Origin of the sequence: Paenibacillus apii, assembly GCF_011043685.1 — a bacterium.
Taxonomy (GTDB): Bacteria; Bacillota; Bacilli; order Paenibacillales; family Paenibacillaceae; genus Paenibacillus_AQ; species Paenibacillus_AQ sabinae.
Genome location: NZ_JAAKGU010000004.1, coordinates 323444 through 336743, shown reverse-complemented (window position 1 = coordinate 336743; position 13300 = coordinate 323444). Strand labels below are relative to the sequence as shown.

Genomic DNA, 13300 nt, shown 5'->3' with positions numbered 1-13300 from the left:
AAGAGACGGCTTATCTTTCAGTGACCGGAACGTATTTTTGCTCCACTTGACCCGTGTATTCCGCGCGCGGACGGATAATGCGGTTGTCTTCATACTGCTCCAGAATATGAGCGGTCCATCCGGATACCCGGCTGATGGCGAAGAGCGGCGTAAACAGCTCGCGGTCTATGCCTAATTGAGTATACACGGAGGCGGAGTAAAAATCGACATTCGGCTTGAGACCTTTAATTCCGGTGATCAGCTCCTCGATCTTCACGGACATGTCGTACAGCCGCGTATCGCCCTTCATTGCACCCAGCTCCCGCGACATCTTCATCAGATGCTTCGCGCGCGGATCGCCGTTCTTGTACACGCGGTGACCGAAGCCCATAACCTTCTCCCGGCGCGCCAGCTTGCCGCGGATATAAGGCTCCACATTCTCGAAGCTGGCGATTTCCTCCAGCATTCTCATCACGGCTTCATTCGCTCCGCCATGCAGCGGCCCTTTGAGGGCGCCGATCGCCGAGGTGACGCCGGAGTAGATGTCCGACAGGGTGGCAACCGTTACCCTTCCGGCAAAGGTTGAAGCGTTCAGCTCATGGTCGGCGTGAAGCACGAGCCCCGTATCAAGCGCCTTGACCGACACCATATCGGGCTGCTCGCCCCGGAGCATGTATAAAAAGTTCTCGGCGATGGAGAAGCCCGGCTTCGGAGCAATGGGCTCAAGCCCTTTGCGGATACGTGCCAGAGCCGCCACAATCGTCGGAATCTTCGCCTGCAGCTTCACCGCTTTGATCTCGTTCGCGCTGCGGCTCATATCGTCGGCTTCCTCGTCGAACAGCGCCAGGCTCGATACGGCGGATCTCAGGGCAGCCATCGTGTTGGCATCCTTCGGATACAGCTTCATCTGCTCAATCAGCGGCTCCGGAATGGCGGCGAAATCGCTCAGATCCCGCTTGAGCTTCTCCAGCTCCGCCGTGGTCGGCAGACTGCCGAACCAGAGCAAAAAGGCAGTCTCTTCGAAGCTGGCATGTTCAGCAAGATCGTCGATATCATAGCCGCGATAGGTGAGCACGCCGTCCACAATCGAGCTGATCGAGGAAGTAGTCGCAACGATGCCTTCCAGTCCTTTGATAACTGTCATATATAATCTCTCCTTTGCCACTGGATATTTAAAAAGCGGGTTTTCCGTGAAAACATTTACAATTTGAAATATTCTAAAGAATGAATAATTATGCATTCCACCGCTTTCAGTCAGCGGTAATAATTTCAGGAATGCAGAGCAGAGTCCTCTATTTATCATACCGGAAATTGTCGGTTACGTGAACTAAGTGGAAGCTTTTCAGCGCATCAAATGATTTTATCGGAGATATAGAAAAATACTTCAGTACCGGGCGTTTCATCTTTGTATTTTCCGTTTAGAGGGCCGGAAATGGGATGTTTTCTCTGTTAGGGGAATATACATTAGTGCGAGCATCAGACGAGCTATTCGCCGAACCGGGCATTTGCATAATACCCAAATTAAAAGCATGTTTATGTTCCGCTGGAAGTTTGATCGAAAGGAGAATCAGGATGGACCGGCTGACGTTACAACGAGTGCTGCGGGGCCTGTGGGTCGTATTCGCCATCTTTCTTGTAGTGTTCTGTCTTTATGTACTGGTTCCGCTGCTTTACCCGCTGTGCCTCGCATGGCTGCTCGCCTACAGCATACGTCCGGTCGTGGAGCTTCTGAAGGGGTTTAGGCTGCCGTCATGGCTGGCTGTGATTCTCTCGCTGGCGCTTTATATCGGCTCCGCCGGTCTTATGCTTACCGCTCTCATAACCCGACTGGTCAAAGAGCTGGCCATCCTTGCCCAAACGTTCAACCTTCACACCGCGCAGTGGCATGAACTGTTCCTCTCCTGGGGCCGCAATGACAGACTTCAATATATCATTAACCAGATCAATCAGTTTTACAACAGCAACCCGGATTATCACGCTACAATAGACAGCCATCTCAGCAAAACGACAGAAACCATCGGGCGCGCCGCAACCGAGCTGGTCACCGGCATCTTCAATCTGATTCTGAAGCTGATTGCTTCACTTCCTTCAGTCGGGACGGTTCTGATTGTCGTCATTCTTGCCGCTTTTTTTCTAGCGACCGGTTGGGAAAAGCGCGGGCGGATGCTGTCGGATTGGCTGCCGGAGGGTTTACGCAGCGCCGCGGCGGACATCTGGTGCGATTTGCGGAGAGCCCTCTTCGGTTACCTGCTGGCGCAGCTCGTCCTGATCTCGATTACGGGAGCCCTGGTCATTATCGGCCTGCTGATACTGGGCGTCAAATCGGCGTTCGTCCTCGGGCTGATGATCGGCCTTGTCGATCTGCTGCCTTATCTTGGCGTCGGCATTGTGATTATTCCCTGGGCGTTCTATTCCTGGATGACTGGAGATATGGCGCTCGGCATCGGCCTTTCGGTGCTCTACGCGGTCATTCTGATTACCCGCCAGGTGCTGGAGCCCAAAGTGCTGGCCAGCAGCATCGGCCTGGACCCTCTCGCCATGCTCATCGGCATGTTCGCCGGTCTGAAGCTGCTCGGCGCGGCCGGCCTCATTCTCGGTCCGGTCGCGCTTGTGGTGCTTGGCGCCTTTTGGAGGGCGGGGGTCTTCCGCAGCCTGCAGTCCTATATTCTCAGCGGCAGGCTGCGTTAAGGGTAAGCGGGGACAAACCAAAAAGCGAAGGCCGCATGATGATCACGCAGCCTTCGCTTTTGTCAGCCATGCGGGACGCTTACCTCTTGTAGTAGGTAAACGTGCCGTTTTTCATTTTTTTCTCGATCCACTTCAGCAGGACTCCCCGGTACAGCGGCCGGGTCAAAGGAAAAACAAGGGTAAAACCGATAATATCCGTGATAAAGCCCGGAATAATCAGCAGCAGACCGCCAAAAAAGATACATAGCCCATCCAGCATTGTCCGGCCGGGAATCCGTCCTTCCTGCATCTGCTGTCTGCTGTCCTGAAGCACCTTGCTGCCTTCGAATCTCATCATCAGCAGCCCGATCAGCGAAGTCAAAATCAGCAGCAGCAGCGTCTTGGACACGCCAAACCAGGATGACACCAGAATAAAGCCGAACAGTTCTACGGCAGGTATAAAAAATAACGCGGCCCACAGCACGTTTCTTTTGATAATCATATCGTCCCCCTTTCTTCCCTCAGCGCGTTCCGTATGCCGCCGTAAATTTCGGGCAGCGTCCTGTCAAGCCGCACGGGCGCAAACTCCCGGTTAACCCAGGCATGGCCTGTGTAGCCGGATACCAGCAATTCGCCGTCCGCCGAAGATTTAAAGCCTTGAGGGACGGATTCCGATCCGTCCAAACCGCTTCCCGAAGCCCCCGCACGGCGAACCTCATACTCAAAAACGAGGCGCAGCGGAGTATATGACGTGATGCGCGTATAGACGGTGACGGTATCGTCGTATTTCGCCGATCGTTTGAACTTCAGCTCCGCCGAGAGAACGGGAAGCAGCAGCCCCTTTTTCTCCAGATCAAGATAGGTAAAGCCGAGTTCGCGCAGCATTTCGGTCCGCCCGATTTCGAACCAGTTCAAGTAATTCGAATGATAGACCACGCCCATCTGGTCGCTCTCTTGATAACGGACCCGAAACGATGCGGCATGCCAGCAGCCTGACAGAAAATCTTGAGTTTCCATGCGTGTTACCCCCTTAAAAAAGCTGGCTTATGCAGTCTATACTTCCGTTTAGGCACTTAATCCTTCGGTTGCCGAGGACAGCTGTCTGCGGGAGCTACGGGCTACATAGAGGAGCAGCGAGGCTCCGGCAGCAGAGCTCAGCATACACGAGATGTTCATGAGCTGGACGCCTCCCTGACTCAGCAGCACGCCGTTTAGCAAATTTCCGACAATGCCCGAAAGGCCGGAAAACACCATATTGAACACGCTTTGCCCGGTGGCCTGCATATCCGCCGATGTCGTCCGGGATACATATTCCACCGCCGCGACCAGAAAGAAGCCGAAGGACAGGCCGTGCAGCACCTGAACGCCTATCATGGCCGCAGGATACGGGAAGATAACCTGGATCGCCCAACGCAGCACATAGACGAGGGCGGCGAGCAGCAGCATCCTCTCTCTCCCGATTTTGCCGATAACGCGCGACGCCACCAGCATGGAGGGCACATTGGTGATGGAAGCAAGCATCAGCGCGATTCCGGCATACTTCGCCGAGCCTCCCACCGACTCGAAAGCAAGCACAAAATACGAGCCAAACGCCATCATCGTCTGATTGACGAGAAAGCTCCCTCCCAAAAAAGCGAGGAAAATCCTGTTTCCCAGCAGCTGCCGGATCCCTTGGGCGAAGGATTGGGTCAGGATCGAATTTCCTTCCGCTTCCTTCGGCAGCGTAATCGCGACAAGTACAGTAATCAGGCTGAATAACAGATAGGGTATCCAAATGGTCGAGACGGAATATTCGGACACATACACACCGCCGAGGTAGCCTCCCGTAGCCGCGCCGAAGCTTAGCATCAGCCGGATGCTGCCGTAGGTCGAGCCCGCTCTTCTCGCGGCGGCAATGGCGTAGGAATCGGCAATCGGAGCCTGCGTGGAGGAGAAAATAGTGGATATCATATAGACCGCAAACAGGACAATAAAGTATTCGGACCGGTAAAAAACGGCAAGCCCCGCCGGAACGGCGACGCTTAAAATGAGCACCAGACGGGCCTGGTTATACCGGTCGGAAATCATGCCCCATACCGGCTGAAAAAGGATCGCAACCAGTGTCCCGGTCGCCATCAGCATCCCCACCTGCCCGCTGTTCAACCCGTTGTCGACGAGCAGCGAAGTCAGGAAGGGCGAAAACAAGCCCCCGCCAAGACCCAAAAACAAATAAAAGACGCGCAGCTTCAGCAATTTTTCCATGTTGTTCCTATGTCCTCTCCGTCCGTTAACTAAATGCCTGTTCCTCGCCGCCTAAAGCTGCACATTATCTATCTTACGAAAAAAAGGGGGCCAATCACAAATCGGGATGAAGAAAAAGCAATGGCGAAAAATGCCATTGCTTTTAATTCAAATCTTATAGCATAATCTCAAAACATCGCTAATGCTTGATTATTCAGTGATTTGTTCCACTTTCACCAGGTTCGTCGAACCGGAATGTCCAAGCGGAATGCCTGCCGTAATAACCACCAGGTCGCCTGCTTTAACCAGACCGGAGTCTTTACCGCCTTTAACAGCCGTTTCCAGAAGCTCATCCGTGGAAGAAGCCGGGGAGCCTTGTACCGGAATTATGCCCCATACAAGCGCCAGTTGACGCATAGTTCTTTCTTGCGTCGTTACGGCAATAATCGGGGACTTCGGACGATACTTCGAAACGACGCGTGCAGTATGGCCGCTGACTGTCGAGGAAATGATCGCTTTCGCGTTCAGATCCAGAGCCGAGATGGATACGGATTGGCTGATTGCCTCGGTTACTGTCGTTTCTTGGGCGATTTGCTGTTTCAGGAAGATCTCACGGTAGTTCAGTGCGGATTCCGCTTTTTCGGCGATACGGGACATCGTCAGCACCGATTCAACCGGATATTTCCCTGCAGCCGTTTCGCCGGACAGCATGATTGCGTCGGTTCCGTCGAAAATCGCGTTGGCTACGTCACTCGCTTCGGCGCGTGTCGGACGCGGGTTGCGCTGCATGGAATCAAGCATTTGAGTAGCCGTGATAACCGGTTTACCTGCAATGTTACATTTTTGAATCATCAGTTTTTGCGCCAGCGGCACATCTTCCGCCGGAATTTCAACGCCAAGGTCACCGCGGGCAACCATCAGGCCGTCGGATACCGCAAGAATTTCATCAAGGTTGTCGACACCTTGCTGGTTCTCAATTTTGGAGATGATTTGGATATGGCTTGCACCATGTTTCTCGAGCAAATCGCGAATTTCCTGAACGTCGCTGGCTTTGCGAACGAAGGAAGCGGCGATAAAATCGATGTCCTGTTCGATCCCGAAAATGATGTCGTTGGTGTCTTTTTCCGTAATGCCCGGCAGGGAAATGGCAACTCCAGGGACGTTAACGCCCTTCTTGCTCTTGATCGTGCCGCCGTTGACAATGCGGGTCTTGATTTCTGTGCCTTGAACGTCGACAACCGTAAGTCCGATGAGGCCGTCGTCAATCAGAATGGTGGAGCCTACTTGAACGTCTTTCGGAAGGTCAGCGTAAGTGACGGAAATACGATTTTTGTCGCCAAGAATCTCTTCCGTAGTCAGGGTCAGGTACTCGTCCTGCACCAGTTCAATCGGTTCTACTTCCAGCTTGCCTGTACGAATCTCAGGTCCTTTCGTATCGAGCAGGATGGCAACGGTCTTGTTCAGTTCCTTCGATGCCAGACGGATGTTCTTAATCCGTGCTCCATGCTCTTCAAAGTCACCGTGGGAGAAGTTCAGGCGTGCCACATTCATTCCGGCCAGAATCAATTTCTTGAGGTTCTCCAACGATTCACTTGCTGGACCAATCGTACATACAATTTTACTTTTCCGCATTTGGTTTTCCTCCGTTTTTTCTTTTCTCTATGTCTCACTTTTTCCAACTACAAAATCTACTACAAAGTCGTCCATTTGGATAGGAACTATGTCATATGCAGTATGGACGGCGCCCTTATGAATATTACTTCAACTGGATAACAAAATCAATGTTTCCGCGGCTTTTTTCATATAAATCATCATTGACGGCATTGCAAAAAAATAACCCCGAAGCCTCTTCGGGGTTGCAAATTGCTAGTTATTTAGAGTCAACGGACCGGCTTCGCTTACTTCGGACTCCAGCACGGGTTCCTCGGAAAATACTTCTTCCGCCGCCTGCGTTTCCGCGAACTCACCGATCTTCCGGAACTTCAGGTAACGGTCTTCCCTAAGCTCGTCGGCGCCCAGACCGGCCAGATCGCGCAGATGACGGATAATGGCGTCCTTGATGGCCGACGCCGTGCTCTCGTAATCGCGGTGCGCTCCGCCTTTCGGCTCGGGAATGACCTCCTCGATCACTTCCATGGCCAGCAGGTCGTCAGCGGTAATCTTCATCGCTTCCGCCGCTTGATCGGCCTTCGAGGCGTCCTTCCACAGGATTGAAGCGGCGCCGTTCGGCGAGATGACGGAATATATGGCATGCTCCAGCATCAGCACGCGGTTGCCAACGGCCATCGCCAGCGCCCCGCCGCTGCCGCCCTCGCCGATGACGACGCAGATGACCGGCACGCCAAGGCCTGACATTTCACGCAGATTGCGGGCAATCGCCTCCGATTGGCCCCGCTCTTCCGCGGTGTTGCCCGGATAAGCGCCCTTCGTGTCGATGAATGTAATGATCGGACGGCGGAACTTGTCCGCCTGCTGCATAAGCCGAAGCGCCTTGCGGAATCCTTCAGGATGCGGGCTGCCGAAAAATCTGGCGATATTGTCTTTCGTGTCTTTGCCCCGCTGCTGTCCGATCACGGTGACCGGTACTCCCTCCAGCTTGCCGATGCCGCCGACGACCGCAAGATCGTCCCCGAACAACCGGTCCCCGTGCAGCTCAATAAAGTCGGTAAAGATCAGCCCGATCAGATCGAGCGAGGTCGGCCGGCCGTGATGACGGGCCAGATGCATTTTCTGCGAAGGGGTAATATTCGAATAAATTTCCTCCTCCAGAAGCTTGTACCGCTCCTCGAGACGGGAGATTTCATCGGTGAAATCGATGTCTTTTTCCAGGCCGAATTGCTTCAGCTCTTCAATCTTTTTGCGCATTTCAACGAGAGGTTTTTCAAAAGGCAAGTCCCCCGCCATTCTAAAATCCCCCTTTCACGTCATGCAGCTCCAGAATTTTGCTTAGCGTGGAGCGCATTTCCTTACGGTGCACCACCAGATCGAGCTGGCCGTGCTGCAAATTGAATTCCGCCGTCTGGAAATCATCCGGAAGCTTCTGCCGGATCGTCTGCTCAATGACGATTCGTCCGGCAAAGCCGAATACGGCTCCCGGCTCGGCGATATTGATATCGCCCAGCGTCGCGAAGCTCGCGGACACGCCTCCCGTCGTTGGGTCGGTAATCACGGATATGTACAATCCGCCCAACTCCCCGAAGCGGGCCAGCGCGGCGCTGGTCTTCGCCATCTGCATCAGACTCAGGATGCTCTCCTGCATCCGGGCTCCGCCGGAAGTCGAAAATATGATCAGCGGCAGCTTTCTTTCAGTAGCCTCCTCGATGGCGCGGGTAATCTTCTCCCCTACCACCGAGCCCATGCTGCCCGTGAAAAATTCAAAATTCATAACCGCCACAATAACGGAATTCCCGCCGATGCTGCCCTGCCCCGTAATGACGGCGTCAAGCTGGCCAGACTTCAGCTGCTGCTGCTCCAGCTTCGTGCTGTAGCCCGGAAAGCCCAGCGGGTCCACCGACCTCATGTCTGCGTCGAACTCGATAAAGCTTCCCGCATCCAGCGTCATGGCGATTCTCTCCGGAGCGTTCAGACGGAGATGATGGCCGCATTCCGAACAGACCTTGAGATTCTTTTCCAGCTCCTTGCTGTACTGGATGGAACCGCATTTGGGACACTTGCTCATCAGCCCTTCGGGAATCTCCCGCTTGGGCCGCTCCCCTTCCGCCGGTTCTTTTAACTGCTCCAGCCTCTGGGAAGGAACCGTCGCGTATTTCCTTTTCTTCTGAAACAAGTCTTTAAACAAGATCCGCACCTCTTCAGCCGTTTATTTGCATTATGCAGCGTTCCGCTGTCACGATTGCTTTCAATGATGTCAATCTAGGGATGCAGAATCAGGTTAAGCACTTCCTGCACTTCATCCAGCTCGCCGGAAGGAACCAGAATCTCAAACTGCTGCTTGGACATATTGACGGGACGGCATTTAACCAGAAAGCCCTCTTCCGTCAACTTGCTCTTAATCATCTCCGCCACTTTGGCGGTAGGCGCAATATAAATGACCGTCCACATGTCCTGACGAGGCCTCCCCATGTCGATTCCAAAGCCGTATCCCGTATAATGGAACCATGATAACACAGTTTTCTTTTTCCCTGCAACAGAAGGGGAGGGAGGCAACGCGGGTGAGACCGCGCCGGATTCATGGCTTCATGCCGGGTTTACGTCGTAGGGATACACCTTGGCTCCATCATGGCGGTGGGCGATTCTTGCCGAAGCTGCGGCGGCGATGCCGGCGACCAGATCGTCGAGAAATACGTTGATTCCGTCCTTTCTGTTGTTCAGCTCTCCGATGACACCCAGCTTGATTTTGTCCAGATAGCCGAAGCCTGTCAGACCGATCATGCCGTAAACGCCGGTAATCCCCAGCGCGAGTGTCTCGTCCGCCCCGTAAAGCGATTCATCGGCCTCCATGATGGCCTGAAACGGCTGCGGCAGTTGTTTCTTCTCCGCCAGCTCATCCAGAGCGATGCCTGTCATCAGCGTGTACTGCACCTCTCGTTTGCCCAAAACGGCACTGACGCTCGCCAGGCACTCCTCCCCGCTCAAATCCGGATAATAAGCCGATTGCAGCGTGTATACGATCTTGGCGATCGACTCGACTGTAACGCCTCTGCGTTCCAGTAAGTTCACCGCCAGCTGGTAGGACATCTTCATTCCCCTTTCCGCAAGTGAAGCCTGTGGTTCCCTAATGTATGCGAAAAGATGGCGAAATGTTCTTATTTTATTCTTATTGTACCAGGGCCCAGCAGCGATTCGACAAGCCCGAACAGCTCCGGCGAAGGCTTGACCCGAAAGCTGTCGCTTAGCGCGATGAGCCTCTGCTCCCGCTCATAGAACAGCAGCGTCGGGACAGCCCCGGGATGATCCTGCAGCAGCTCCTTCAGCAGCGGCAGGAGGCCGCCTTCCTCGGCGGCGGCCGTGATTTTGATGTACGCGCGCTGGCCGGCGGAGCCCGCCGCCGGCTGTGCAGCGGCCTGCCGCGGTGCCCGCCCGGCAGACGCCAGGCCGCCCGGCGGCCCGGCCGGTCCCCGGCCGCCGGCGGCGGTTCCTGCGGCCGCGGCTGGGGCGGCCGCCGCTCCCCGCGCGCCGGAGCCTGCCGGCGCGGGGCGGCCCTGCGGCCGCGCAGCCGCGGCCGCGCGGCGCTGCTGCAGGGCGCGCAGCGTGTCTGGCGACAGCTGCGCAACCTCGTCGGCCAGCAGCTTGAAGCCTTCGTCCTGCTGCTGGACCTTGGCGCGCAGGGCAAGCAGCGCGCCCTTGTCGACGAGCGCGCGGCTGCGCTTCCACACCTCGGGGAACAGCACGACCTCGCAGCGCTCGATTTGGTCCTCCCATTCGACAAAGGCCATCGCTTTCCCCGCCTTGGTCATAATCTCCTTGAGGGATACGACCATGCCGGCCGTAACCGCCGAGCTCTCATCCGGTGCCTCGCCGAGATCCATCAGGCGCTGCACGCCGGATAGTTCCAGCAGCTCCGCATAATCGTCCAGCGGATGGCCCGACAAATACAGGCCCAGCAGCTCTCGTTCCAGCTCCAGCTGCTGGCCCGTCGTGAATTTCGGAACATCGGGGTACCGGATGTCCCAGTTCGGCATTTCGACAAGGTCGTCGAAGAGCTGGATTTGCAGCTCCTCGCGCTCCTTGCGCCATTTGGCCGCCGCTTCCGTCGTCTCATCAAGCATGGCAAGCAGCTGCGCCCGGTGTCCCGGCAGGCTGTCGAAGGCCCCCGCCTGGATCAGCGATTCCACGACGCGCTTGTTGCAGACTCTGAGGTCGACGCGGCGGCAAAAATCGAGCAGGCTGTCGAAAGGGCGCTCCTTCCGCGCTTCCAGAATACTCTCCACAGCCAGCGTGCCGACGTTCTTGATCGCCGCCAGCCCGAAGCGGATATGTCCGCCCGCGCCGCTCGGTCCGTCCACCGGCGTGAACAGCACACCGCTCTCGTTCACATCCGGCGGCAGCACGCCGATGTCCATGCGCCGGCATTCCAGCACATATTCCGCCACCTTACGGTGGACGCCCGTCACCGCCGTCAGCATCGAAGCCATGAACGGCACCGGATAATGCGCCTTGAGGTAGGCCGTCTGGAAGGCCAGCACGCCGTAAGCCGCGGCGTGGGCCCGGGGGAAGCCGTAATCAGCGAAGCGGACGATCATGTCATAAACCGCGTTTGCATCCGCCTCCTCATAGCCCTGCTTCAGGCTCCCCCTGACAAAATGGCCGCGCTCCCGGTCCAGCGTCTCGCGCTTCTTCTTGGACACGGCTCTGCGCAGCAGATCCGCTTCGCCAAGCGAGAAGCCCGCCATCGCCGAAGCGATCTGCATGATCTGCTCCTGATAGACGATGATGCCGTAGGTGTCGGACAGAATCGGAATCAGATCGGGATGGGGATACTCCACTTCGGCAAGCCCGTGCTTGCTCTGGATATATTTCGGTATGAATTCCATCGGACCCGGGCGGTACAGCGCCAGGACGGAAATAATATCCTCAAAGACCGTCGGCTTCAGTTCCTTCAGCACGCGGCGCATGCCGGCCGACTCCAGCTGGAACACGCCCGTCGTCTCGCCGTGGCCCAGCATCGCATACGTCGCTTCGTCGCTGTCGGGAATCTTCCGGAAATCCGGCCGGCTCCCGGTCATCTCTCCGACCCAGTTCATGCAGCGCTCGATAATCGACAGCGTTCTAAGACCCAGAAAGTCCATCTTCAGCAGTCCGACGCTCTCCAGATTCTCCATCGAATACTGGGTCAACGCCGTCTCTTCGCTGCCTTCCTGCAGCGGAACCGCGTCCGTGAGCGGCCCCCGGGAGATGACGATTCCAGCGGCATGCGTCGAGGCATGACGCGGCATGCCCTCGACCTTCATCGCCATGTCGAGCAAATCGCGGGTCTTCGGGCTGCCCTCGTACAACGCTTTAAGATCCGGACTGCTCTCCAGCGCCCGCTCGATGCTGATGCCGAGCGTTCCCGGGATCAGCTTGGCCGCTTTGTCCACTTCCCCGTAGGGCAGGTTCAGCGCCCGTCCCACGTCTCGGACCGCCGCCCGGGCCGCCAGAGTCCCGAACGTAATGATCTGCGCGACATGCTCTTCGCCATACTTGCCGGAGACATACGAGATGACCTCGTCGCGCCGCTCGTCGCTGAAATCGATGTCGATATCGGGCATCGTAATCCGCTCGGGGTTCAGAAAGCGTTCGAACAGCAGATTGTACTTCAGCGGATCGACATCCGTAATGCGCAGGCAGTAGGCGGTGAGGCTTCCGGCGGACGAGCCCCTCCCCGGTCCTGTCGCAATGCCTTCTCTGTGGCAGAAGGCGATAAAATCCCAGACAATCAGAAAATAATCGGAGAAGCCCATCGTCTCGATGACCCCCAGCTCATAGGACAGCCGCTCTTCCGCAAGCTTCCGGCTCTCCTCCGATTCCCACCGGAGAGTGTCTTTGTAGCGCTCCTCCAGGCCGGCTTCGCACAGCCGCCTTAAATAGGCGGCGGCGTCCAGTCCTTCAGGCAGCGGGGAGTAGGCGGGCAGTATGTGCTTGCCAAATTCCAGCTCCAGATTGCACCGTTCGGCGATGACCGCCGTGTTGATAACCGCTTCCGGGACATGAGGAAACAGCGCGGCCATCTCCTCGCCGCTCTTTAGATAAAGCTGATCCGTTCCGATTTGCAGCCGGTCCTCGTCTTCCACCGTCTTCCCCGTTCCGATGCAGATCAGCACGTCCTGAACCTCAGAATCCTCCCGGGACAGATAATGCACGTCGTTTGTGGCCACCAGAGGGATTCCGGTTTCTTCGGCGAGGGCGATCAGCTTCGGGTTTACTCTTTTTTGCTCGGACATTCCGTGATCCTGAAGCTCCAGATAGAAGTCTCCGCCGAAGATGTCCTTGTATCGCAGCGCCGCCTTCTTCGCCTCACCGTCCCGTCCGTAGAGCAGATGCTGCGGCACCTCTCCGCCGAGGCAGGCGCTTAGACAAATAAGGCCCTCCGCATGCGCGGCAAGGGCTTCCATGTCGATTCTCGGCTTATAGTGATAGCCTTCCAGATGGCCGATGGTGACAAGCCTCATCAGATTGCGGTAGCCTTCTTCGTTCCGGGCCAGCAGAATCAGGTGATAGATCGGCTGGTCCTTACGGCTGCCGCGTTCGCGGCGCGAGCCCGCCGTCAGATACACCTCGCAGCCGATGATCGGCTTGATGCCGTTCTCCTTGCACGCTTTATAAAAAGGGATCGCCCCGTACATCACTCCGTGATCGGTCAGCGCCAGCGACTTCATTCCGTGTTCGCCGGCCCGGCGCACCAGATCGGCAATGCGCGCCGCCCCGTCCAATAAACTGTATTCGCTGTGCACATGCAGATGCACGAAAGGGCTCATGATCCCACTTCCTTCCG

The 13300-nt window shown here is 56.3% G+C and carries 11 protein-coding genes; 1 reads left to right on the top strand and 10 read right to left on the bottom strand.

Annotated elements, in window-relative coordinates; genetic code table 11:
- Positions 1 to 10: 10 nt before the first annotated feature.
- Entirely contained in the window at positions 11 to 1123 is a 1113-nt protein-coding gene (gene citZ / locus G5B47_RS11760; protein WP_165098135.1) for a citrate synthase, read from the bottom strand.
- A 428-nt stretch (positions 1124 to 1551) separates the two neighbouring features.
- On the opposite strand from citZ, the gene ytvI reads away from it, so the two are divergent.
- Positions 1552 to 2667 (top strand): sporulation integral membrane protein YtvI, encoded by a 1116-nt coding sequence (gene ytvI / locus G5B47_RS11755; RefSeq protein ID WP_165098133.1) that lies wholly within the window; start codon positions 1552 to 1554, stop codon positions 2665 to 2667.
- Positions 2668 to 2746: 79 nt separating this feature from the next.
- Here ytvI and G5B47_RS11750 read toward each other — a convergent pair whose 3' ends face one another.
- The 9 genes from G5B47_RS11750 to G5B47_RS11710 form a co-directional block, all read right to left on the bottom strand.
- Positions 2747 to 3148, bottom strand: coding sequence for an FxsA family protein (locus G5B47_RS11750; RefSeq protein WP_165098131.1), 402 nt, complete (start codon positions 3146 to 3148; stop codon positions 2747 to 2749).
- On the bottom strand, positions 3145 to 3663 hold the full coding sequence (locus G5B47_RS11745; protein ID WP_165098129.1) for an acyl-CoA thioesterase: 519 nt from the start codon (positions 3661 to 3663) through the stop codon (positions 3145 to 3147). The genes G5B47_RS11750 and G5B47_RS11745 overlap by 4 nt, the downstream gene beginning before the upstream one ends.
- 48 nt (positions 3664 to 3711) lie before the next feature.
- Entirely contained in the window at positions 3712 to 4887 is a 1176-nt protein-coding gene (locus G5B47_RS11740) for an MFS transporter (RefSeq protein ID WP_165098127.1), read from the bottom strand.
- 189 nt (positions 4888 to 5076) lie between these two features.
- Positions 5077 to 6498 carry a pyruvate kinase gene (gene pyk, locus G5B47_RS11735; RefSeq protein WP_165098125.1) on the bottom strand — a complete coding sequence of 474 codons (1422 nt, stop codon included), beginning with the start codon at positions 6496 to 6498 and terminating at the stop codon, positions 5077 to 5079.
- 234 nt (positions 6499 to 6732) lie between these two features.
- Positions 6733 to 7770, bottom strand: a complete 1038-nt coding sequence (locus G5B47_RS11730) for an acetyl-CoA carboxylase carboxyltransferase subunit alpha (RefSeq protein ID WP_165098123.1) — start codon at positions 7768 to 7770, stop codon at positions 6733 to 6735.
- Between the two features lies 1 nt (position 7771).
- Positions 7772 to 8665: an acetyl-CoA carboxylase, carboxyltransferase subunit beta gene (gene accD / locus G5B47_RS11725; protein WP_165098092.1), complete on the bottom strand. Its 894-nt coding sequence runs from the start codon at positions 8663 to 8665 to the stop codon at positions 7772 to 7774.
- Positions 8666 to 8739: 74 nt separating this feature from the next.
- Positions 8740 to 8928 (bottom strand): hypothetical protein, encoded by a 189-nt coding sequence (locus G5B47_RS11720; protein ID WP_025334191.1) that lies wholly within the window; start codon positions 8926 to 8928, stop codon positions 8740 to 8742.
- A 135-nt stretch (positions 8929 to 9063) separates the two neighbouring features.
- Entirely contained in the window at positions 9064 to 9564 is a 501-nt protein-coding gene (locus tag G5B47_RS11715) for a phosphatidylglycerophosphatase A family protein (protein WP_025334190.1), read from the bottom strand.
- Positions 9565 to 9632: 68 nt separating this feature from the next.
- On the bottom strand, positions 9633 to 13283 hold the full coding sequence (locus tag G5B47_RS11710; RefSeq protein WP_165098090.1) for a DNA polymerase III subunit alpha: 3651 nt from the start codon (positions 13281 to 13283) through the stop codon (positions 9633 to 9635).
- Positions 13284 to 13300: the final 17 nt, after the last annotated feature.